Raw genomic sequence first — 20,433 nt, forward strand, 5'->3', positions numbered from 1 at the left:
TGAATGGGGATTTTACTTGTAAGCTTTTTTCGTCTTTTCCCTCCTTTTTTCATCATTATTGAATATTGCTTCGTTTTTTACACAAAATACCTTTGTCTTTAATACTGCAATGATAATTTAAAAACTAGGAGTGAAAAAAATGGATAGGAAGCAATCAAAAAATGAATCTTCAGAAGTTGCCGGGAGAATATATGATGTCAGCGATTATAAACGGGAAGATCCTTTATCTTCTGGACTGGCTCAAACCCACGAACAAGTCTCGGATACTTATGCGGAAGGCGAGATAAAGGCAGTCATTGATGATGTAAACGGAAGGGATATTGAGATTAAAAAAGAAAAGGAAGAAAAGTAATACTGAGGTTTTTGCTTTTGAACAAGGATTATCGCTGAATATTTTAAAGATATAACGGGTCCCCTAGCTTCTGGAAAGGTGAAACAGATGCTAGGGGATCTTAATTAATAAATTTTTTCTGTTTCCAAGTTTTGAAGCAATTCTTCCTTCGTTCTTGGGAAAAGATCCCTTTCTGCAAGATTCCTTGATTGAAGAAGGGCTTGAAACATTTCAAAAACCCACGGTTTCTCCAGATGTGCCTGCAGCAAAACGTCTTCATCATGGAAAACGGAAACAGGGTCACCTTGGTATATGACCTTACCATCGTTCATGACCACGATTTCATCAGCCCATTGGTAAGCAAAATTAACATCATGAGTTGAGAGGATTATCGTTTTGTCAGGGTGGTGGATACTATCCAGCAGATTCATGATCTGTCTTGAGAAATAAGGATCCAATCCAGCGGTAGGCTCGTCCAGGAGCCAGACATCGGGCTCCATGGCAAGTACCCCTGCGATGGCGACCCGTTTTTTTTGCCCAAGGCTCAAAAAATGGGTAGGTCTATCTTTTAGTTCGGTTACTTCCGTTTCAGCCATTGCCCAATTTACTTTCTCCTGGACTGTAATTCTATCCCATCCTAAATTCATTGGTCCAAACGATATATCCTGTTGTACATTAGCGGAAAAGAGCTGAGAGTCGGGATCTTGAAAAACGATACCGACTTGCTTTCGTAATGATAATAATGCTTTCCGGTCATATTTCATTTTCTTGCCCTTAAATCTGATTTTTCCTGCAGTAGGTTGTAATAGACCATTTAAATGGAGGAATAAAGTCGATTTGCCAGCACCATTATTGCCTAATAATGCAATTTTTTTACCTTGTTGGATCGTTAGCGAAAGTCCTTTTAAAGCGAAGGTTCCATCTGTGAATTGATGGGTGAGGCCTTCTATATGAAAAATATGCTCGTCCATTGTTGGGTTGCCTCCAATTTACAAATATCCATTAATAAGGATTAAGCTTCCTAGTATGACAATCGCAATCAGCCAATTGCGTGAGGAATAGGTGTAAGTATCCTCGATATAGGAAAGGTTCTCCTGATAGCCTCTTGCGTTCATGGCCATCGTCAACTGTCCAGAGCGCTGCAATACTCCTAAAAATAATGATGAAATTAGTAATCCGAGAGATCGAATGCCTTTCCTAAACGAACCATACCCCAGCCGTGAAGCTTGTGATTGGTGAATGGCCAAAGCCGTATCTAAAAAAATAAAGATGAATCGATAGGTCAATTCTATTAAATCGACCAATAACGAAGGCACTTTAAGTTTTCGCAGCACGGATAGGATGACGGTAATGGGTGTAGTTAAGGTAAGGAAATATAAACAGCTGATGCTGCAAAATACGACAGTGATCAAATTGGCCACCGTACCAAAGCTGTCATCGCTGATGAATATTTGCCAATTCCCGATCTTCCAGGACCACCATATATTCGAAATCGAAGTGAATTTACTAGTGAAAGAAAAAAGGATGGTAATGGTTCCTGATAGTATAAAAAATCCTGGTAATAGAAGTAATTTAAGATAATAAGAAAGCGGGATTTTTGCCGCGAAAATGATTAAAGCGCTCATCACCGTAAAAGTGATGAGCGAAACGGCCATATCCCTTACCGTTAACGAAAACAGCAAAAGAGAGAGTGCAAAAACCATCTTTTCCAACGGATGTACATCCTTTAGCCCATTGAAATAGGCATACTTATCAATTAGTAACATGCTTCGATTTTTCGGCCAATTCTAGTTTGGTTTGCTTATTCCTTTGTCTCATCACGCCAATGAAGTATCCAATGAAACCGGCTCCAATTGCAGCTTGAAGCGCAAATAATAAGCTTTCGGTTTCTGCACCTGGCGGCTCCCAAATACTGTTGAACCATGGCTTGTATTCCGGATGGATCTTAGTGATGGCTTCCTCAGCTTCGCCGTCGGCACCGCCAAATTCCGTTCCTTGTTGGGTGATTAACGGTAAGGTTGCAAGAATGACAACCAGGAAAAGCAGCAGTAAACTTTTTTTCATTTTAACGGGCCTCCTTAGATAAAACTCGCAGCAATTTCAATTCGCCTAGATTGTATTTTTTCAAGAAATTCATTACGACGACTGTCAATAACCCCTCACTGATGGCCAAGGGAATTTGGGTCAGGGCAAAAATCCCTGCAAATTTACTGAAAGAGGCCATGAATCCTCCTACCTCGGATGGGAAAGCAAGAGCAAGTTGAACAGAAGTTACCACATAGGTGCCCAAATCACCAAAGGCAGCTGCCAAGAATACGGCAAGTGAAAAAGACCATCCCAATTTAGTTGCGCCCTTGAAGACAAAGTAAGCAATGAAGGGTCCGCAAACGGCCATGGAGAATGCATTGGCCCCTAATGTCGTCAATCCTCCGTGTGCCAGTAAAACAGCTTGAAATAACAGAACGATGGAGCCGACCACACTCATGGCCAATGGTCCGAATAGTATGGAACCTAAACCAACTCCGGTAGGGTGCGAAGAACTTCCCGTAACGGAAGGAATCTTTAGGGCCGATAATATAAATACAAATGCGCCCGATAGGCCAAGTATCATTTTTGTTTCTGGGTTTTCCCTTACTTTGGACCTAATGGACCGGTAACCCAAGATTAAAAATGGAAGCGTCACGGCCCACCAGAATATAGCCCATTCTATGGGTAAAAAGCCCTCCATGATATGCATGGCCAATGCCCGTTTCGGGACAAAAAGCAATAAAATGACAAAATAAATAATTTTCCAATTGGTTCTTTTCATTCTTTCTCCTTTCAACACTTTTAATTGTTCTGATCAATCTTGAGAAGAAAAGCGGCGCCCAAACTAAAAAGCACTTCTCTCAAAGGAAAGAAGTGCGTAATGAACAGGAATTTTGCAGCATGAACCAACCATGGGCCATTTTGCCTGATCCGCACGCCCATCCTCGTAGGCTGAAACAGTTTCACGCTTCATGGCAGGTCTCCTGGCTTTGGTTCATCATCCCATTACATCCTTCCCATCTCATTTGACAGTGGATTAAAGTTAACGTAATGGAACTTCCCTTTACAGTGGCGGGACCGCTCCGGATTTTCACCGGCTTCCCTTTTAAGCTGAATTCCGAGAAATTCAACACCATGAAACTTATGTAATTATTTAGAAAATTCTCGTATAGTGTACCATAAAGAAATAATTCCAGCTACACTATCTTTTTTTTGGGGCCGAAATTTGTTGCGAGGATAGGATTGTAACTGGTTTTACACGTTTAAACTTTTCTAAACAGTCGGAATAAACTATTGAATTTTGACAAAGTTGTTATATGATAGATTAAGTTAGTTTGAAATGTATAATAAAACCAAATATTTCATTTTAAAAGTGCCCTTGTGTGAATAAGCAAGGGATAATAGGGAAATCGGTGAAAATCCGATGCAGCCCCCGCTACTGTAAACGCTGATGAATTGTCGATAGCCACTGGCATGATGCCGGGAAGGGACAAAGTAAAATGAAGCGTAAGCCAGGAAACCTGCTTTTAAAATTGCATGATACTTTTCGGAGGGAAAGGTAGAAGGACTATGACGATTTTGAGAGGATTTGGCATGCTTGCCTTTGGCTCCTCATTCATATAGTTTTTTTAAAACCTTGACTCTTATGTTAAGGTTTTTTATTTTGCCTTTTCCCTGAACTCAGGAGGAAGAAGATGACTACTTGGAACTTGACGGGTACAAATACGCATCTGTTGATTTGTAATGGGAGCAGCTGCATGAAAAAGGGCGGGGAAGAAGTAACCCAAGCGATTCGCGATGAAATTGCTTCAAAAGGACTGGATCTGAAAATCCATACAACGAGGACACGCTGTAACGGGAGATGTAAGGATGCCTGCGTTGTGATTGCCTATCCCCAAGGAAACTGGTATCGAGTGGAAACGCCTGATTTCGGTCGGCAGATCGTCAGTAATATCGATGATGGTGAGTTTGTTCCACAGATGATCTATCAATACAAAGACGGGGAAATGACCCCTAATCCAGATTTTCCTGCTCATACGGGTATTTCAAAGAACAAAGCGTAAAAGGAGATGTTTTAATGAGTACAAACGGTAAATTATTCGTCGTGGGCTTTGGGCCCGGGAATTTTGAACACATTACCAAACGTGCCGTCGAAGCCCTTCAAGAAAGTGACTACATCATTGGTTATAAAACTTATGTTGAACTCATTCAGGGACTGCTAACAGATCAAACGATCATTAGTACGGGGATGACCGAAGAGGTATCACGTGCACAGGAAGCAGTGAAACAAGCGGAGCTGGGAAAGAAAGTGGCGGTGATTTCCAGTGGGGATGCCGGAGTTTACGGGATGGCAGGGTTGGTTTATGAAGTATTGATTGAAAAAGGCTGGAAAGAAGAAACTGGAGTGGGCATTGAAGTCATTCCTGGCATCTCAGCAATCAACTCATGTGCGTCTTTACTTGGGGCGCCCGTCATGCACGATTCGTGTACGATCAGCCTCAGTGATCATTTAACTCCTTGGGAACTGATCGCTAAAAGGGTTGAAGCAGCTGCAATGGCAGACTTTGTCATTGCACTGTATAATCCGCGCAGCGGCAGGCGGACCCGGCAAATTGTTGAAACACAGAAAATTCTCCTCCGCTACCGCTCGCCGGATACACCTGTCGGGTTGGTGAAAAGTGCTTATCGCGATAGGCAGGATATTGTCATTACCAATTTGCAGGATATGTTGAATCACGATATTGGAATGTTGACCACCGTCATTATCGGTAATTCATCCACCTTTTTATATGACGACAAAATCATCACACCGAGAGGCTATCAAAGAAAATATACGTTGAATTCGGAAAAGCAAACTTTGAAGCCGCATCAGCGACTGCAAAAAGAAGCGGAACCGTGGGCATTAGATCAAGAAGCCTTACCCGAGTCCGTTGGAGGAGTTGGCTTACTTACAAAAGCACCTGAAAAGAAGCAAGCTTCCTTTGAAATGGCAATGGAAGCCCTGTCCAGAGTCAAGGGTCAAGCCGTTCAGCAATCCATTAAGCCGGTTGTTCAGCAAAAAATGGAGTCGGTGTTCGAACTTGCCGTTAGTCCAGGTGTGGCGAATAAACAATTCACTCCCAAACAAATGATGACACTTGCGGAAGTTGTCGGGGAAAAGGGAACGATGGAATATACGCCAAATCATAAAATCGTCTTAAAGATCCCGACAATGGATCCGGAAGTCATTACGGGGAAATTGCAATCAGCAAACTTTCTTTTGTCGCCGATTGGGGATGTACTGACATTAAAAGCCTGTGATTTCTGTGATGGTGAAAAAGCGGAATCCATTCCTTATGCGGACGAAATACACCGGGTGCTTGGCGGAATGAGCATGCCCAAGGAACTTAACATCGGTTTTAATGGGTGTGGGATGGCTTGTTATAGTGCTGTGATGGATGATATCGGGATTGTCTTCCGAAAAGGGAAGTTCGACTTATTTCTTGGAGCTAAACCGGTTGGAAGAACGGCCCATCCGGGTCAGCCGGTAGCGGAAGGCATTGAACCGGAACAGCTTGTAGAACTGATCACGGACATTGTCGGCGAGTATAAGCAAAATGCCCATCCTAATGAGCGGCTTTTTAAATACTTCAAACGTTCGAAAAAGATACAGAATTTTTCTTATCAGGACATCGCTCCCAAAATAAACATAGAGCCTGCGCCTTGTGAAGACTAATCAAGAGGGGGAAAGTAAATGAAAGCAGTTTTGTTCGTAGGACACGGAAGCCGGTTGGCTTCGGGAAATGAAGAAATCCGTCATTTTATTGAAAATATGATTCCGGCAATGGAAGGGAGTTTCCTAGTGGAAACGTGCTTCTTGGAATTTGCGGCACCGAATATATCCAAAGGAATCGATAATTGTGTAAAACGAGGGGCTACTGAAGTTATCGTCATACCGATCATTTTGTTGCATGCAGGACATTCGAAATTACATATCCCAGCTGAAATAGAGGATGGGAAAACCAAGTATCCAGAAGTGAAATTCACATACGGCCAAACGATCGGGGTCCACCATGATGTATTGACGATCCTGACAGACCGTCTTGAGGAAGCGGGATTCGATACGACCTCTGAACATTCTGAGACAGCGATATTGCTAATTGGCCGAGGTGGCAGTGATGCTGATGCCAATAGTGATATATATAAAATTTCACGATTATTATGGGAAAAATTAAGCGTTAAATGGGTCGAAACAGCCTTCATGGGTGTAACGGACCCTCACGTGGATGAAGGTATTGAACGATGCATCCGATTAGGGGCAAAAAAAATTGTGATGCTGCCATATTTCCTCTTCACTGGGGTGTTGATGGAAAGAATGGAGGATATGCTGAAAGGCTATCAAGAGCAATATCATGATCGAGAATTCATATTGGCAAAGTATTTTGGATACCATCCAACCTTACAGAACATTCTGCAAGAACGAGTAATTGAAGCCAGTGAAGGCAAATCAAGCGGGGCGCGTGATTTGGAAAACTATCGTAAACATGTCGAGGAACATGGACATGCTCACCATCATCACCATCACGACCACGATCATGATCACGATCATGATCACCATCACGACCACGACCATCACCACGATCATGATGGGCAAGCGGTGGGGACATCAAAATGATTTTGTTCTTGGCGGGTACAAGTGATGCAAGGGAATTAGCGATTGAGATGCAGCAGGTGGGGCACAAGGTTTTGGCAACTGTTGTAACCGAATCTGCTGCTAAGAGTTTGCAGGATGCAGGGATATCCACCCGGATTGGCCGATTATCTGCAGAAGATATGACATCTTTAATCTCTGCAAAAGGTTTTCAGGCTGTAGTCGATGCAAGTCACCCATTTGCCGAAGAAGCATCCAAAAACGCCCTTAACGGAGCAAAGGCAGCAAATGTTCCTTATATTCGTTATGAGCGTGAAAGTCAACGGTTTCAGAATGATAAATTGATAGTTGTCCGTGATTATGAGGAAGCTGCCAAGCTTGCCGCAGAAAAACGGGGAGTCATCATGCTCACGACCGGAAGTAAAACCCTAGCCGTGTTTGCAAAAGAATTGGTGGGGCTCGAGAATACCAGAGTCATAGCGAGAATGCTGCCACGCATCGACAATATGGAAAAATGTGCACAGCTGGGCATTGAACAAAAAAATATCGTTGCGATTCAAGGGCCATTTTCCAAAGAATTAAATAAAGCTCTATATGAACAATATGGGGTCACATTGATGATAACGAAAGAAAGCGGCAAGGTCGGTGCAGTTGATGAGAAATTGGAAGCCGCGTTGGAATGTGGAATAGAGACGATCATGATATCACGACCGGATGTCGACTATCAGAATGTTCATTCCAGTTTTGATCATGTCATTGCCGAGTTGAATAAACAGCTAATTGAAAAATAGGAGGAATGCAAGATGGATTTTAAAACAGATTTTAAACCACTCACGGTAGACCCTGACAAAATATATGATTATAGCTTTTCGATCATTGCTGAAGAAATGGGCAATCATGATTTTTCTGAAGATGAATGGAAGATCGTCCGCAGGGTCATTCATGCTTCAGCGGATTTTGAATTGGGAAGAAGTGTCATCATCCACCCAAATGCCATTCAAGCTGGTGTGGAAGCCATTCGCAAAGGAAGGCATGTCATTGCTGATGTGCAAATGATCGAGAGCGGTACAGGCAAGAAAAGATTTCAAAAACACGGCGGGGACGTTCATTGCTATATTTCAGATCCGGATGTGATGGTCGAGGCAAAACGTTTGAATACGACAAGGGCGATCATTTCGATGCAAAAAGCTGTAAAGGAAAATGAAGGGGGCATTTATGCCATTGGCAATGCACCTACCGCTTTACTTGAGCTCATTCGCCTCATTAAAGAAGGGATTGCAAAACCGGACTTAATCATTGGAATGCCTGTTGGGTTTGTTTCTGCAGCAGAATCGAAAGAGGAACTCGCTAAGATCACAGAAGTTCCATTCATTACGAATATTGGCCGAAAAGGTGGAAGTACTGTCACTGTTGCCGCATTGAACGCGATTTCCCTTTTAGCTGATAGTTAAAAAACATGGAAAAGAAGGTGAAAAAAGACCCCTCACAAATGCGTCATGGATATACGACGGGAGCATGTTCGACAGCCGTGACCAAAGCGGCATTGACTGCATTGATCACGGGGGATGCACTAGAGGAGGCAACGATTTCCTTGCCAATTGGCCGAGATGCCACTTTCACTATTGAGAAATATGAAATATCGGAAAATGCGGTTAGTGCAGAAACGGTTAAAGATGCCGGAGATGATCCCGATGCCACACATCTGGCCCATATTATCTCTACTGTCAGCTGGTCCGATGCACCTGGGATTATCTTGGATGGAGGGACCGGAGTTGGTCGTGTGACCAAACCCGGGCTTCCCGTTCCTGTAGGGGAAGCGGCTATTAATCCTGTACCGCGCAAAATGATTTTAACCACTGTGCAGCAAACATTGGAAGAATTTAAGATCAATAGAGGAGTGAAAGTCGTCATCTCCGTACCTGCAGGTGAAGAAATAGCGAAAAAGACATTAAATGGCCGCTTGGGGATTGTGGGAGGCATTTCCATTTTGGGAACAAGGGGCACTGTCGTCCCTTTTTCCAGTTCCGCCTATATGGCAAGTATCGTACAGGCTATCAGTGTCGCCAAAGCGAGTGGGTGTGAGCATCTAGTCTTAACAACTGGCGGGCGCAGTGAAAAGTATGCAATGGGCCTTCTTCCAGACTTACCTGAGGAAGCCTTTATTGAAATGGGTGATTTTGTGGGCTTCTCACTTAAGCAATGTAAGAGGCAGGGAATTAAAAAGGTATCATTGGTCGGCATGATGGGTAAATTCTCCAAAGTGGCCCAAGGTGTGATGATGGTGCATTCAAAAAGTGCCCCGGTCGACTTTGGTTTTCTATCGGAAATAGCCCAAAGCGTCGGAGCTGAAGATGATCTTGTTCTTGAAATCAAGAATGCAAACACAGCATCACAAGTGGGGGATATGATGTCAGCGATTAATAACTTTGACTTTTTTAATAAACTATGTGAATCCTGCTGTCACTCTGCCATTAACCAGGTGAAGGGCGGCATTGAAATGGAAACGGCGATTTATTCGTTGAAAGGACAATTACTGGGAAGGGCTGTTGGAATTGAGTCAATCGATTAAATTAATTGGGATAGGGGATAACGGTCAGGAAAGCTTACTGCCTCAATATGCCCAATGGATAGAAGAAAGTGAAGTGCTGGTCGGAGGTGAACGGATCTTATCCTTCTTTCCGAACTATTCTGGCAAGAAGATTGTCATAAAGGGCGGCTTGAAAAAGGTCGTGGAGCAACTGCAGGATGTAACTCGTCCAACGGTTGTCCTAGCTTCCGGTGACCCAATGTTTTATGGAATGGGAGGCTATCTTTCCAGCAAAATCAACATGGAGGTTTACCCATATTTCAGTTCGATTCAGCTTGCTTTCGCAAAAATGGGGGAAAGCTGGCAAGATGCCTTTCTCGTCAGCATTCATGGCCGCAGTATGAAAGGGCTGGCCCAAAGAATTGATGGGAAAGCGAAAGTGGCCTTACTTACAGACAGTGAAAATAGTCCTGATCAACTGGCTAAATATCTCCTTTCATTCGGAATGACTGAATACCGGGCATTTGTGGCTGAAAACCTTCAAGGAGAAGCCGAAGAATCTGGCTGGTATGAACTAGATGAAATGACGGAGCGGGAATTCTCTCCCTTGAATGTCGTCATTTTGAAAAGAAAATCAGAAGGTCCAAGCTGGTCCTTGGGGATAGAAGATGAAGAATTTTCGCAGCGTAAGCCGGACAAAGGCCTCATAACCAAAAAGGAAATTCGGGTACTAAGTCTGCATGCGTTGAAGCTAAGGAAAAACAGCATAGTTTGGGATGTTGGGACGTGTACGGGCTCAATGGCAATTGAAGCGGCCAAGCTTGCATCCGAAGGCCAAATCTTCGCAATTGAAAAAAATGAGCCTGATTTAGAAAACTGTTATCAAAACCAACGTAAATTCCGTACCGATATAACGGCTATTCATGGAAAAGCCCCGCAGGGATTGGAAACTTTTCCGGATCCTGATGCAATCTTCATTGGCGGGACCGGCGGCGAAATGGCAGAGCTGATCAATACTTGTTGCAAACGGCTTAAAGTTGGCGGCAGGATCGTTCTGAATGCTGCGACGATCGAGAATCTTTACCGGGCTAATGAGGCATTTTCTGAAGCTGGTTTTCACACTTCCATCATGCATGCGCAAATCTCCAGAAGTAAGCCAATATTGGGAATGAACAGATTTGTACCTCTTAATCCGGTTTATATCATTACTGCACAACGAAAGGAAGACATGAATGAGTAATCTTGGTACATTATATGGCCTTGGCGTGGGCCCGGGCGATCCAGAGCTAATTACAGTAAAGGCATTTCGCGTGATTCAGGAATCTCCGGTCATTGCGTATCCAAAAAAAAGAAAAGGGAGTAAAAGCTACGCCCATCGCATTGTTGAAGTTTACATTCGTCCTGAAGAGAAGGAGATGCTGGGCCTTGTTTTTCCGATGACGAAAGATCAAGCCATCTTGGATCGGGAATGGAATGGAACGGTTGAAAAGGTTTGGCAAAAATTAAACGAAGGAAAAAATGTAGCTTTCGTTACGGAAGGCGATCCGCTTTTATATAGTACGTTCATACATATGATGAAATTGATGCAGGAGTTGCATCCTGAAGTCGAAATCAAGACGGTCCCAGGCATTTCTTCCTTTAATGGATCAGCGTCAAGGCTGGGCATCGCTTTGGCTGATGGTGATGATCATGTTGCGATAGTTCCTGCAAGGGATGATTATGAAGCGATGAAGAAGGCGATCGAAGATCATGATGCCGTGGTGTTCATCAAAGTGGCAAAGGTCATCGATTTAATGATTTCCGTTTTAAAAGATTTGGACTTACTTGAAAAGGCCTCGGTCGTAACCAAAGTCACTTCCGATGAAGAAGTGATTTGGAAAGTGAGTGAATTGGAAGGACTTGAACTAGAATACTTAACATTGATGGTGGTGAGAAAATGAAGATATATATTGTAGGGGCCGGCCCGGGTGATCCGGATTTGATTACTGTAAAAGGATTGAACATTCTCCAAACGGCCGATGTGATTTTATATACGGATTCATTAGTGAATGAAGAATTGATTGCTAAGGCAAAGCCCGATGCTGAGGTGCTAAAAACGGCTGGAATGCATTTGGAAGAAATTGTTGGCATCATGGTCAATCGTGTTAAAGAAGGAAAGATGGTTGCCAGAATCCATACAGGGGATCCTGCCATGTACGGTGCAATCATGGAACAAATTGTCCTATTGAAGAAAGAGGGTATTGGTTATGAGGTGATCCCTGGAGTGAGTTCGGTATTCGCCTCCGCAGCAGCAATAGGAGCAGAGCTGACTATCCCTGATTTAACCCAGACACTCATATTAACGAGGGCTGAAGGACGTACGCCTGTTCCGGAATTTGAAAAATTACGTGATTTGGCTAGTCATCATTGTACGATTGCCCTTTTCTTGAGTGCGACCTTGACAAAAAAAATCGTTAAAGAACTTCAGGAAGCAGGTTGGAAGGATGAAACACCGGTCGCAGTCATTCAACGGGCAACATGGCCGGACCAAAAAATTGTCCGTACCACTTTAGTGAACTTAGATGATGCCATGCGTCAAAACGGTATTCGCAAGCACGCGATGATTTTGGCTGGATGGGCTTTGGACCCTGACATCCATGATAAAGATGAATACCGTTCCAAACTATATGATGCGAGTTTTACCCACGGTTTCAGAAAAGGTGTTAAACCATGATCATTGAATTGAAAGAAGCGGAACTTGCTCCCATTAAACGGTCCCATACTTATGCGATCGTAGCGATTACAAAGCATGGTGTCGAGCTGGCACGAAAATTACATACCGTTTTTTCGAATTCCGATCTATATTACATGAGCAAGTTTGAAAAAGGGGACGAAGAGCATAAACGGATCCAGCTTTTTTCGGGCAGTGTCCGTATGCTATTGCCAGCTTTGTTCAAGGAATATAAAGGAATCATACTAATTATTTCTCTCGGGGCAGTAGTCAGGATGATTGCACCAATTTTGAAGGATAAGAAAACGGATCCAGGTGTCGTAGTCATTGATGATAAAGGGGAAAATGTTATCAGTGTACTTTCAGGGCATCTGGGAGGGGCAAATGAACTCACAAAGGAAGTGGCTGCAGCGCTTGACGCAAGAGCCATAATCACGACGGCTTCGGATGTACAAAAAACGATTCCTGTCGACTTATTCGGCCAGCGCTTCGGCTGGATTTGGGATTCAGCCGAAAAATTGACGCCAGTAAGTGCGTCCGTAGTAAATGAAGAGCATGTTGCCGTTGTACAGGAATCAGGGGAACGGAACTGGTGGCATTATGATACGGCTTTACCTGAACGAATTATCGTATACCCATCCATTGAAGAAGCGCTTCAAGCAAAGCCGCAAGCTGCTCTGGTCGTGACTCACCGCATGCTTAAGCAGTCGGAAATGAGGATCCTGGAAAATGGAATCGTATATCGTCCAAAGGTCATTGCCCTCGGTATCGGATGCAATAGGGGAACGGCGGCGGCTGAAATTGAGCAGGTGATTGCAGAAACATTAGCCGAATTATCATTTTCATTAAAAAGCGTTAAGGCTATCTGTACAATTTCCTTGAAGAAAGACGAACTCGGCTTGATTGAAGTAGTTGAAAAATACGGCTGGGAATTCGTGCATTATGAACCCGAAGAGCTTAATCAAGCCAAAATCGAGGCGCCATCGGATACAGTGTTTAAATACACGGGTGCATATGGCGTGAGTGAACCGGCTGTGAGGATTTATACCAAAGCTGAACAATTGGAGCTTGTTAAGAAAAAATCGGGGAACGTAACCATATCAGTTGGGATCATTCCTTTTTAAGGAGGAAGAAACAAATATGAACGATAGAAGACTGGTAATTGCGGGTACCGGAAGCGGGGTCGGAAAAACGACATTGACCATCGGAATCATGGCAGCCCTCCAGAAGAAAGGCTATACCGTTCAAGGGTTCAAATGTGGTCCTGACTATATTGATCCTACTTATCATACAGCAGTTACAGGAAGGGTTTCACGCAATCTTGACAGTTGGATGTTCGAACATGACACTGTCCGGGAAATTCTTAACAAAGCAGGTGCCGGAGCTGATATATCAATCATCGAAGGAGTCATGGGCTTCTTCGATGGCAAAAGTCCGTTAGCCAATACAGGATCGACGGCTGAAATCAGCATCATCACGCAAAGCCCTGTCCTGTTGGTAGTCAATTGTGCCAGCATGGCTCGGAGTGCAGCTGCCATCGTAAAAGGATTTCAGGACTTTTCGACCGGTCCGAACATCATTGGGGTCATTGCCAATCAAGTGGGAAGTGTAGGCCATTACAAAATCGTCAAATCAGCCATTGAGCAAGAATGCGATGTACCGGTGCTGGGATTTATGAAGCGGGAATTGGATATTGATATTCCAAGCCGTCATTTAGGTTTAATTCCTGCGATTGAACGCGGGGAACTAAATCCGTTTTTCGATAAGCTTGCACAATTGGTCATGGAAACAATCGATATCGATCAGTTATACCGATTGTCAAAGACAGATCCCGTTACCAGTGGAAACTCAAATATTTTTCAACCCAAAAATGAAAGTGACGTGTGCATTGCCGTCGCAAAAGATGCAGCCTTCAATTTTTATTATCAGGAAAACCTTGAGCTGCTTGAAGCATATGGGGCGAACATCAAATATTTTTCTCCTTTAAAAGGGGAGGAAGTCCCATTGGATGCCGATGGTTTATACCTTGGAGGGGGTTTTCCTGAGGAATTTGCAGCTGAACTTTCCGGTAACATGGATGCTATCAAATCCATCAGAAGCACCATAGAAAAGGGGATGCCGACTCTTGCGGAATGTGGCGGTTTCATGTTTTTGAGCAAATCGATTGAAACAACTTCCGGAGAAACGCATCAGATGGCAGGAATGATACCGGGCAGGATTAAAATGCAGAAAAAACTGGCAGCACTTGGTTATCGTGAAATCACAGGAACTCCAGGCAATTTTTTGATCAACGAAATGGAGCAGGCAAAAGGTCATGAATTCCACTACTCGACATTTGAAGCGGATGCCGATCTTACATATGCCTATCAAGCCAAAGGCAGATTCGGTTCGAAACAAGAGGGGTGTGTATTGGGCAACCTTGTTGCAGGGTATACTCACTTTCATTTTGCTTCCAATCCAACACTTGCAAAGAACTGGATCGATGCTTGCTTAAAACAAAAAAACAGATCTGCCCATGAAACTATCAACTAGTAAAAGGTATTTTTTGAAGCTTAAGAGGAGGCGCGAGCATGAAACCGGGAAAAGTTCATCTGGTCGGTGCGGGTCCCGGAGATCCGAAATTGATTACGGTATATGGACTGGAATGTATCCAAAAGGCGGATGTCATTGCATATGACAGGCTTGTCAATCCAGAACTATTAAACTATGCAAAAGAAGATGCAGAACTGGTGTATTGCGGGAAATCACCAGGGAAACATCATCTCATTCAAAATGAAATACATGAACTTTTAGTGGAGAAAGCCTTACAGGGGAAAAACGTCACCCGTCTGAAGGGTGGAGATCCATTTGTCTTCGGGCGGGGTGGTGAGGAAGCGGAAATACTTTCTGCAAACGGGATTGAATATGATATCGTCCCAGGAATCACAGCAGGAATCGCAGCACCGGCTTATGCGGGCATCCCGGTAACCCACCGTGAACATGCCTCAAGTTATGCCATTGTGACAGGCCATGGCCGTGATTACAAGGGGCAGGATAACCTGAATTGGCAGGCGTTGGCTCAAGGCATCGATACCATTGCCTTTTATATGGGAATTGGTAATATGCCGTTCATCTGTGAAAAATTGATGGAGCATGGCAGGGACGGTAAAACGCCAGTGGCCGTCATTGAATGGGGCACGACAGATAAACAAAGGACGATCACCGGTACTTTGAATTCGATTTCTTCGAAGGCTGTAAAAGAAGAAATTCAAAATCCGTCAATCTTTCTAGTAGGGGATGTCGTCCAATTAAGAGAAAAAATCCAATGGTTTGAAAGAGTGATTGAATCAGAGTCCATTATGGAAGGGAATGAGTTGGAATGTCCATCATTCAAGAATTGAAGGAACGCCGGGCGATAAGGAATTACGAAGAAAAAGAAGTGGAAGATCAAAAAATCAGGCAGTTATTGGAAGCGGCTACGTATGCCCCTAACGACCGATTGCGTGAACCTTGGAGTTTTTATGTAATCAAGGGAGAAGCGAAGCACCGGTATGAAAGTTTGGCAGAAAGGTATCTGCATGAGCGCTTCCCTACCAAACCAAAATTGATTGAAAGTTCACTGGAAGTTGTTAAGACGACACCGCTCATCATTGTCGTGACTTCTGATATTTTGCCGGATGATCCAGATTCATCCGAAGACAATGTATTCGCGTCTTGTTGCGCTGTCCATTCGATGTGGCTTGCCGCAAAAGAGCTAGGTCTTGGATTCGTTTGGCGGACTAGAGGAGTGGGTCTTGTCAGGGATGAACGCCTGCACGAATTTATCGGCTCACCGGATAACAAAAAAGTGATCGGCACCATTTTTGTCGGATACCCAAAAGGAGATCAACCGGTTCCTGCTACTAAAAGGACTTCATACATAGAAAAAACAGTTTGGCTATGAGGGTAGGTGAGTGAGTGGCACGCAGAGGATTAATGCTTATTTATACCGGAAACGGGAAGGGCAAGACGACTGCCTCATTAGGGGTGACTTTAAGGGCTATCGGCAGAGGAATGAATGTCAAATACCTTCAGTTCATAAAATCTCCAGAGCGTACATATGGGGAAGCATTGGCATTGGGAAAATTAGGAGTTAAAATGGAACAGCTAGGTATTGGTTTCACATGGACCAAAACCCCGGAAGAGCATCGCAATGCATTGGCGTTAGCTTGGGAAAAGGTGAAACTGGCCCTTGCTGATCCGGGCATTGATTTACTTGTTTTGGATGAGCTGAACAATGCTTTAGCCATTTCCAAATTCCCGATTGATGATGTCTTGCCATTGGCTGAAGTCATCGATGCAATACGAAATCGTCCCGCTCATATGCATATAGTCATTACCGGCAGGGACGCCAAGCCAGAGCTTATGGAAATGGCGGATTTGGTTTCATCGATTGAGGCGACCAAGCATTATTATGACGAGGGTATCGGTGCTGTCAAAGGATTAGAGTTTTAGGGGGTGAGCGTAATGAAGGCACGATCCATCATGATACAAGGGACGTCATCCGATGTAGGGAAAAGTTTGATTTGTACGGCGTTTTGCCGGGTATTTTCCAATAAAGGATTACGTGTCGTCCCTTTCAAATCACAAAACATGGCTTTGAATTCTTATGTAACCTTGGATGGCGGTGAAATCGGACGGGCTCAGGGAGTACAGGCGGAGGCAGCACGGATAACGGCAACGACTGATATGAATCCGATATTACTGAAACCAAAGCAGGATATGGTTTCGGAAGTGATCGTTCACGGAAAACATTTTCTTGATATGAATGCAAAAAGCTATCGGTCCCAATTTGTCCAGGAAGCCATGCCCATCATCCGTAAATCGGTGGAAAAACTACAAGATGAATATGACATCATTGTACTCGAAGGGGCAGGAAGTCCTGCTGAAATTAACCTTAAGGACCGGGATATTGCAAATATGCGAATGGCTAAGCTCACGGATGCAGCTGTCATTTTAGTGGCCGATATTGACCGTGGTGGAGTATTTGCGTCCATTATCGGGACACTTGCCTTATTGGATCAAGATGAACGAGATAGTGTAAAGGGGATCATCATCAATAAATTTCGTGGCATGCGTGAATTGTTGGACGATGGCATTGAATGGGTGGAAAAGGAAACCGGGATTCCGGTCCTCGGGGTGCTGCCCTATCTAGACGTGAATATTGAAGCGGAAGATTCACTTGCCCTCTCTTCCTTACGTTTTAAAAAACCTAAAAAGGCTGAGTTTCCGATCGATGTAGCCGTCCTGAGATTTCCGCGGATCTCCAATTTTACAGATGTGGATCCTTTTTTCGATGAACCCGGAGTAGGTGTCCAACTTGTTAGCAGTGTCCATGAGTTAGGTAATCCCGATCTGCTAATTTTGCCGGGTACAAAAAACACGATGGAAGATTTAGAGTGGTTGAAACGTATGGGATTTGATCGGGCCATCGATGAACGGCGGAAACAAGGAACGATGATCTTCGGCATATGCGGCGGTTTTCAAATGCTAGGGATTAAACTTTTCGATCCTGATGCTATCGAGGGTGATGGTGAGAACGCAGAAGGGCTTTCGCTTCTTCCGGTGGAAACCGTCTTTCAAGCAGAAAAGAAGACGGTACAAATGGAAGGTGTCCTTTCTGCTGGGATAATGGAAAGTCAAATGAATCTTAACGGTTTCGAAATACATTTAGGCAGAACGACATTGAAGTCACAAGTAAGGCCCTTTCTATTATTGAAGGATGGAAGAGAGGATGGAGCCATTTCCAATGACAACCAAGTTATGGGAACATATCTCCATGGAATATTCCATAATCGCTTGTTCACTAGATTACTGGTTAACAAAATCCGACGGAACAAGGGGTTGGATGAAGTGAAGGAAAACGTTCAAAGCGACTCGGAGCGCAGGGAGGAAGCGTATAACCTTTTGGCTTCCCATCTGGAAGAAAACATTGATATGGATACCGTCTATCAATGGCTGCAGCTCGAAACTGCAGAAAGTTGAACAAGAGTCAGACCGTGCTTAGTATGTTGATCAAGGCCCTTTTATCTGCATGAAAGATCAATTTTGAGCTGCAATTCCTTTTATTTAGCCATAATAAGTGACAGAGGCATACAAGATATGTTATGTTGTCTTCTCTACATATTTTATACAAAATAAAAGGATGAGGTGTTCATATGAATAAAACAGAATTAGTGAGCAGTGTTGCAGCACAAGCTGAACTGACAAAAGACGAAGCAAAAAAAGTAGTGGATGCATTGTTTGAAACAATCACGGCTACACTTGCTAAAGATGAAAAAATCCAATTAGTTGGTTTTGGTACATTTGAAGTGCGTGACCGTGCTGCCCGTACAGGAAGAAACCCGCAAACTGGCGAAGAAATACAAATTGCAGCTAGTAAAGTACCTGCTTTTAAAGCAGGTAAGGAATTAAAAGAAGCTGTAAAATAAAAGGTGAACGAAGAAAAAAACCTGGCGATGAAATATGCGCCAGGTTTTTTGTTTTCTGACTGATTCGAAAAACAGATAATATATACCGAATGTGACTCAGAAATGGAAAAGATAAAAAATCGACTTTGTCATCTATTCGTATATGGTAAGAGCCATTTGGAGTTTCATAAATTGAAGGGATTAGGGCGTTCCCATGACCAACAATGAAAAAAGCCGAATCCATGAAGCAGTAATGGACTGTAACACAAATGAAAAAAAATTATAGTACTTATTAATAAGGTTTATACTGTGACTATGTTAGGCTAAATGAATAACAGGCTTTAAAACCAAAATAAAAGAGGTGAAAGAAATGCTGAAGAAAATAATGAAAAAAATCAAACAGCTTTCCCAAGGCAGCAGTGAGCGAAGACATGGGCATTATCGCCGAGGCAGCAGCAGCAGCAGCCGAGGCTACAAAAGGTATCCCATGAGTGGAAGTGACCGCTACAAGAGAAAAGGGCGGGGCAGCAGCAGCTAATTCCAATTCTTTGACTTCAATACAGCCTGAAGGTCCATTGAGATATCTTTAATATCTGAGTAAGGTTCTTGGATGCTTAATAACCTTTTCAGTATATGCACGGTTTCTTTTTCTAACGAAAGCTCTTCTGTCCAAGGAAGTGCTTTTTTACTTTTGGAAGCGTACGTCGTATAAAGTACATATAGAAGTATTTCCCCCAAGTCGTAAAAATCCTGCCTTTTCAGCTGCAAAATGGATTCTCTAGCGAGGTTGTCCGAATTGATCATCTTGGACAAACCAAAGTCTATCAAAATGGGCTGATGGTTTTTAAGTAGAATATTCGGTATACGTATATCTTGATGGAAAATGTCATGCTCATGTAGATAACATACTAAATCGACCAGCTTAACCAGAAAATGTAGAGACTCTTTCTCATTGAACGTTAATTGATTCGAGAAAATATGGTCTTCTAAATTATTCCCTTCTATGAAATCCATCACAAAATAAACATTTCCATCTTGCGAAAATTTCTCGTGAAATTTAGGGATATTTCTGTGGTTTAACATTCGTAATATGGAAATTTCATTTTCAAATTGTTTCAGCTCTTTTTTACTGCGGCGTTTACTTTTCCGGAGCTGTTTGATCACTATATTTTCATTCATTTTCAAATCATTGCAACGATAAACAATACCGTAGCTTCCTGTTCCGATTACAGCTTTTACCTCGTAGCGGTAATTCAAAACCACACTCTTTTTTAAAGGAATATCCACAATTAACTGGTAGAACTTTCTAAAGGAACGAAAAATTGAAACTTCCCTCACCACTTTCAAATATTCGAGTCAAGAACCAAAAAAAAAGACCATTATTAACTATGCTGGAAATATGAATGATCATGGTTAGTTTAACACTGATTTTTGATAATGCGGTAATGAAAGTCATTTCTTCGGGGCGATCTTTTGATAGTTCACAATTAAAAATAAATAATTCCTATATTTTCACATTATGAAATTATATGGTTTTTAAAAATATTAAGTTTACTATAATGAATTCATAATAAAAGAGTAGGAGGTGATGAGGTGGATGGGCGCGAGTTGAGAAGTTGCTTTGGGAAATCCCTAACCGGCGTCACAATAGTGAGCTGGTTTGATGGAAAGTTCAAAAGGGGATTACTGTGAATTCATTAAATTCACGAGTAAAATTGCAAAAACTCACGAGTGAACTGCTGAATTCACGAGTCAAGTGGCCAATTCACGAGTAAAACA

24 protein-coding genes and 2 riboswitches are annotated in these 20,433 nt (G+C 43.0%); of the genes, 17 read left to right on the top strand and 7 right to left on the bottom strand.

All coding sequences use genetic code 11. The features are described from left to right. The first annotated feature begins 139 nt into the window (after positions 1-139). Positions 140-352: a YozQ family protein gene (locus tag AC0VX1_RS11325; protein WP_057275929.1), complete on the top strand. Its 213-nt coding sequence runs from the start codon at positions 140-142 to the stop codon at positions 350-352. Positions 353-456: 104 nt separating this feature from the next. Here the strand turns inward: AC0VX1_RS11325 and AC0VX1_RS11330 are convergent, their stop codons facing one another. The 5 genes from AC0VX1_RS11330 to AC0VX1_RS11350 all read right to left on the bottom strand — a co-directional run bounded on the left by AC0VX1_RS11330 (position 457) and on the right by AC0VX1_RS11350 (position 3,332). Next, entirely contained in the window at positions 457-1,302 is an 846-nt protein-coding gene (locus AC0VX1_RS11330) for an energy-coupling factor ABC transporter ATP-binding protein (protein WP_440438560.1), read from the bottom strand. Between the two features lie 18 nt (positions 1,303-1,320). After that, entirely contained in the window at positions 1,321-2,097 is a 777-nt protein-coding gene (gene cbiQ, locus AC0VX1_RS11335) for a cobalt ECF transporter T component CbiQ (RefSeq protein WP_034312519.1), read from the bottom strand. Continuing rightward, the gene (locus tag AC0VX1_RS11340) at positions 2,084-2,395 is read right to left on the bottom strand and encodes an energy-coupling factor ABC transporter substrate-binding protein (RefSeq protein WP_475471283.1); all 312 of its coding nucleotides are present in this window, start codon (positions 2,393-2,395) and stop codon (positions 2,084-2,086) included. Before AC0VX1_RS11340 ends, cbiQ begins: the two co-directional genes overlap by 14 nt. Position 2,396: 1 nt before the next feature. After that, on the bottom strand, positions 2,397-3,140 hold the full coding sequence (locus AC0VX1_RS11345; protein WP_034312513.1) for an energy-coupling factor ABC transporter permease: 744 nt from the start codon (positions 3,138-3,140) through the stop codon (positions 2,397-2,399). A 63-nt stretch (positions 3,141-3,203) separates the two neighbouring features. Beyond that, complete coding sequence (locus AC0VX1_RS11350) at positions 3,204-3,332, bottom strand: hypothetical protein (protein ID WP_264641018.1); 129 nt, start codon at positions 3,330-3,332, stop codon at positions 3,204-3,206. Next, a riboswitch (cobalamin riboswitch) is annotated at positions 3,316-3,511 on the bottom strand. Its footprint overlaps the gene before it by 17 nt. A 201-nt stretch (positions 3,512-3,712) precedes the next feature. Then, a riboswitch (cobalamin riboswitch) is annotated at positions 3,713-3,901 on the top strand. A gap of 152 nt (positions 3,902-4,053) precedes the next feature. Between AC0VX1_RS11350 and AC0VX1_RS11355 the strand changes: the two genes are divergently transcribed. From AC0VX1_RS11355 to AC0VX1_RS11430, 16 genes are all read left to right on the top strand, one after another. Next, positions 4,054-4,422, top strand: coding sequence for a (2Fe-2S) ferredoxin domain-containing protein (locus AC0VX1_RS11355; protein WP_048678453.1), 369 nt, complete (start codon positions 4,054-4,056; stop codon positions 4,420-4,422). Positions 4,423-4,436: 14 nt separating this feature from the next. Continuing rightward, positions 4,437-6,074 (top strand): precorrin-3B C(17)-methyltransferase, encoded by a 1,638-nt coding sequence (cobJ, locus tag AC0VX1_RS11360; RefSeq protein ID WP_400449143.1) that lies wholly within the window; start codon positions 4,437-4,439, stop codon positions 6,072-6,074. Positions 6,075-6,092: 18 nt separating this feature from the next. Continuing rightward, entirely contained in the window at positions 6,093-7,013 is a 921-nt protein-coding gene (locus tag AC0VX1_RS11365; protein WP_475471286.1) for a sirohydrochlorin chelatase, read from the top strand. After that, complete coding sequence (gene cobK, locus AC0VX1_RS11370) at positions 7,010-7,780, top strand: precorrin-6A reductase (RefSeq protein WP_413021017.1); 771 nt, start codon at positions 7,010-7,012, stop codon at positions 7,778-7,780. The genes AC0VX1_RS11365 and cobK overlap by 4 nt, the downstream gene beginning before the upstream one ends. A gap of 12 nt (positions 7,781-7,792) precedes the next feature. Further along, a complete protein-coding gene (locus AC0VX1_RS11375; protein ID WP_034312499.1) occupies positions 7,793-8,440 on the top strand; it encodes a precorrin-8X methylmutase in 648 nt (215 codons plus the stop codon). 5 nt (positions 8,441-8,445) lie between these two features. Beyond that, a complete protein-coding gene (locus AC0VX1_RS11380; protein WP_054396212.1) occupies positions 8,446-9,558 on the top strand; it encodes a cobalt-precorrin-5B (C(1))-methyltransferase in 1,113 nt (370 codons plus the stop codon). After that, a complete protein-coding gene (gene cbiE, locus AC0VX1_RS11385; protein ID WP_413021018.1) occupies positions 9,542-10,756 on the top strand; it encodes a precorrin-6y C5,15-methyltransferase (decarboxylating) subunit CbiE in 1,215 nt (404 codons plus the stop codon). Before AC0VX1_RS11380 ends, cbiE begins: the two co-directional genes overlap by 17 nt. After that, positions 10,749-11,456 carry a precorrin-2 C(20)-methyltransferase gene (gene cobI, locus AC0VX1_RS11390; protein WP_475471289.1) on the top strand — a complete coding sequence of 236 codons (708 nt, stop codon included), beginning with the start codon at positions 10,749-10,751 and terminating at the stop codon, positions 11,454-11,456. Before cbiE ends, cobI begins: the two co-directional genes overlap by 8 nt. Then, positions 11,453-12,229 (top strand): precorrin-4 C(11)-methyltransferase, encoded by a 777-nt coding sequence (cobM, locus tag AC0VX1_RS11395; RefSeq protein ID WP_400449147.1) that lies wholly within the window; start codon positions 11,453-11,455, stop codon positions 12,227-12,229. Before cobI ends, cobM begins: the two co-directional genes overlap by 4 nt. Then, a complete protein-coding gene (locus tag AC0VX1_RS11400) occupies positions 12,226-13,350 on the top strand; it encodes a cobalt-precorrin 5A hydrolase (protein ID WP_475471291.1) in 1,125 nt (374 codons plus the stop codon). Before cobM ends, AC0VX1_RS11400 begins: the two co-directional genes overlap by 4 nt. Before the next feature lie 16 nt (positions 13,351-13,366). Continuing rightward, a complete protein-coding gene (locus AC0VX1_RS11405) occupies positions 13,367-14,758 on the top strand; it encodes a cobyrinate a,c-diamide synthase (protein ID WP_475471292.1) in 1,392 nt (463 codons plus the stop codon). A gap of 38 nt (positions 14,759-14,796) precedes the next feature. After that, positions 14,797-15,606: a uroporphyrinogen-III C-methyltransferase gene (gene cobA / locus AC0VX1_RS11410; RefSeq protein WP_052137432.1), complete on the top strand. Its 810-nt coding sequence runs from the start codon at positions 14,797-14,799 to the stop codon at positions 15,604-15,606. Beyond that, on the top strand, positions 15,585-16,148 hold the full coding sequence (locus AC0VX1_RS11415; protein ID WP_057275916.1) for a nitroreductase family protein: 564 nt from the start codon (positions 15,585-15,587) through the stop codon (positions 16,146-16,148). The genes cobA and AC0VX1_RS11415 overlap by 22 nt, the downstream gene beginning before the upstream one ends. 14 nt (positions 16,149-16,162) lie before the next feature. Further along, positions 16,163-16,699, top strand: coding sequence for a cob(I)yrinic acid a,c-diamide adenosyltransferase (locus AC0VX1_RS11420; RefSeq protein ID WP_048678477.1), 537 nt, complete (start codon positions 16,163-16,165; stop codon positions 16,697-16,699). Positions 16,700-16,711: 12 nt separating this feature from the next. Beyond that, positions 16,712-18,229 (top strand): cobyric acid synthase, encoded by a 1,518-nt coding sequence (locus AC0VX1_RS11425; RefSeq protein WP_475471294.1) that lies wholly within the window; start codon positions 16,712-16,714, stop codon positions 18,227-18,229. Between the two features lie 173 nt (positions 18,230-18,402). Beyond that, the gene (locus tag AC0VX1_RS11430; RefSeq protein WP_034312477.1) at positions 18,403-18,675 is read left to right on the top strand and encodes an HU family DNA-binding protein; all 273 of its coding nucleotides are present in this window, start codon (positions 18,403-18,405) and stop codon (positions 18,673-18,675) included. A gap of 292 nt (positions 18,676-18,967) precedes the next feature. Here AC0VX1_RS11430 and AC0VX1_RS11435 read toward each other — a convergent pair whose 3' ends face one another. Both AC0VX1_RS11435 and AC0VX1_RS11440 read right to left on the bottom strand, forming a co-directional pair. After that, positions 18,968-19,198, bottom strand: a complete 231-nt coding sequence (locus AC0VX1_RS11435) for a hypothetical protein (protein WP_475471297.1) — start codon at positions 19,196-19,198, stop codon at positions 18,968-18,970. Then, positions 19,189-19,917: a protein kinase domain-containing protein gene (locus AC0VX1_RS11440; protein WP_475471299.1), complete on the bottom strand. Its 729-nt coding sequence runs from the start codon at positions 19,915-19,917 to the stop codon at positions 19,189-19,191. Before AC0VX1_RS11440 ends, AC0VX1_RS11435 begins: the two co-directional genes overlap by 10 nt. Positions 19,918-20,433: the final 516 nt, after the last annotated feature.

The sequence above is a fragment of the Peribacillus sp. QJM3NY_7 genome (assembly GCF_056173225.1).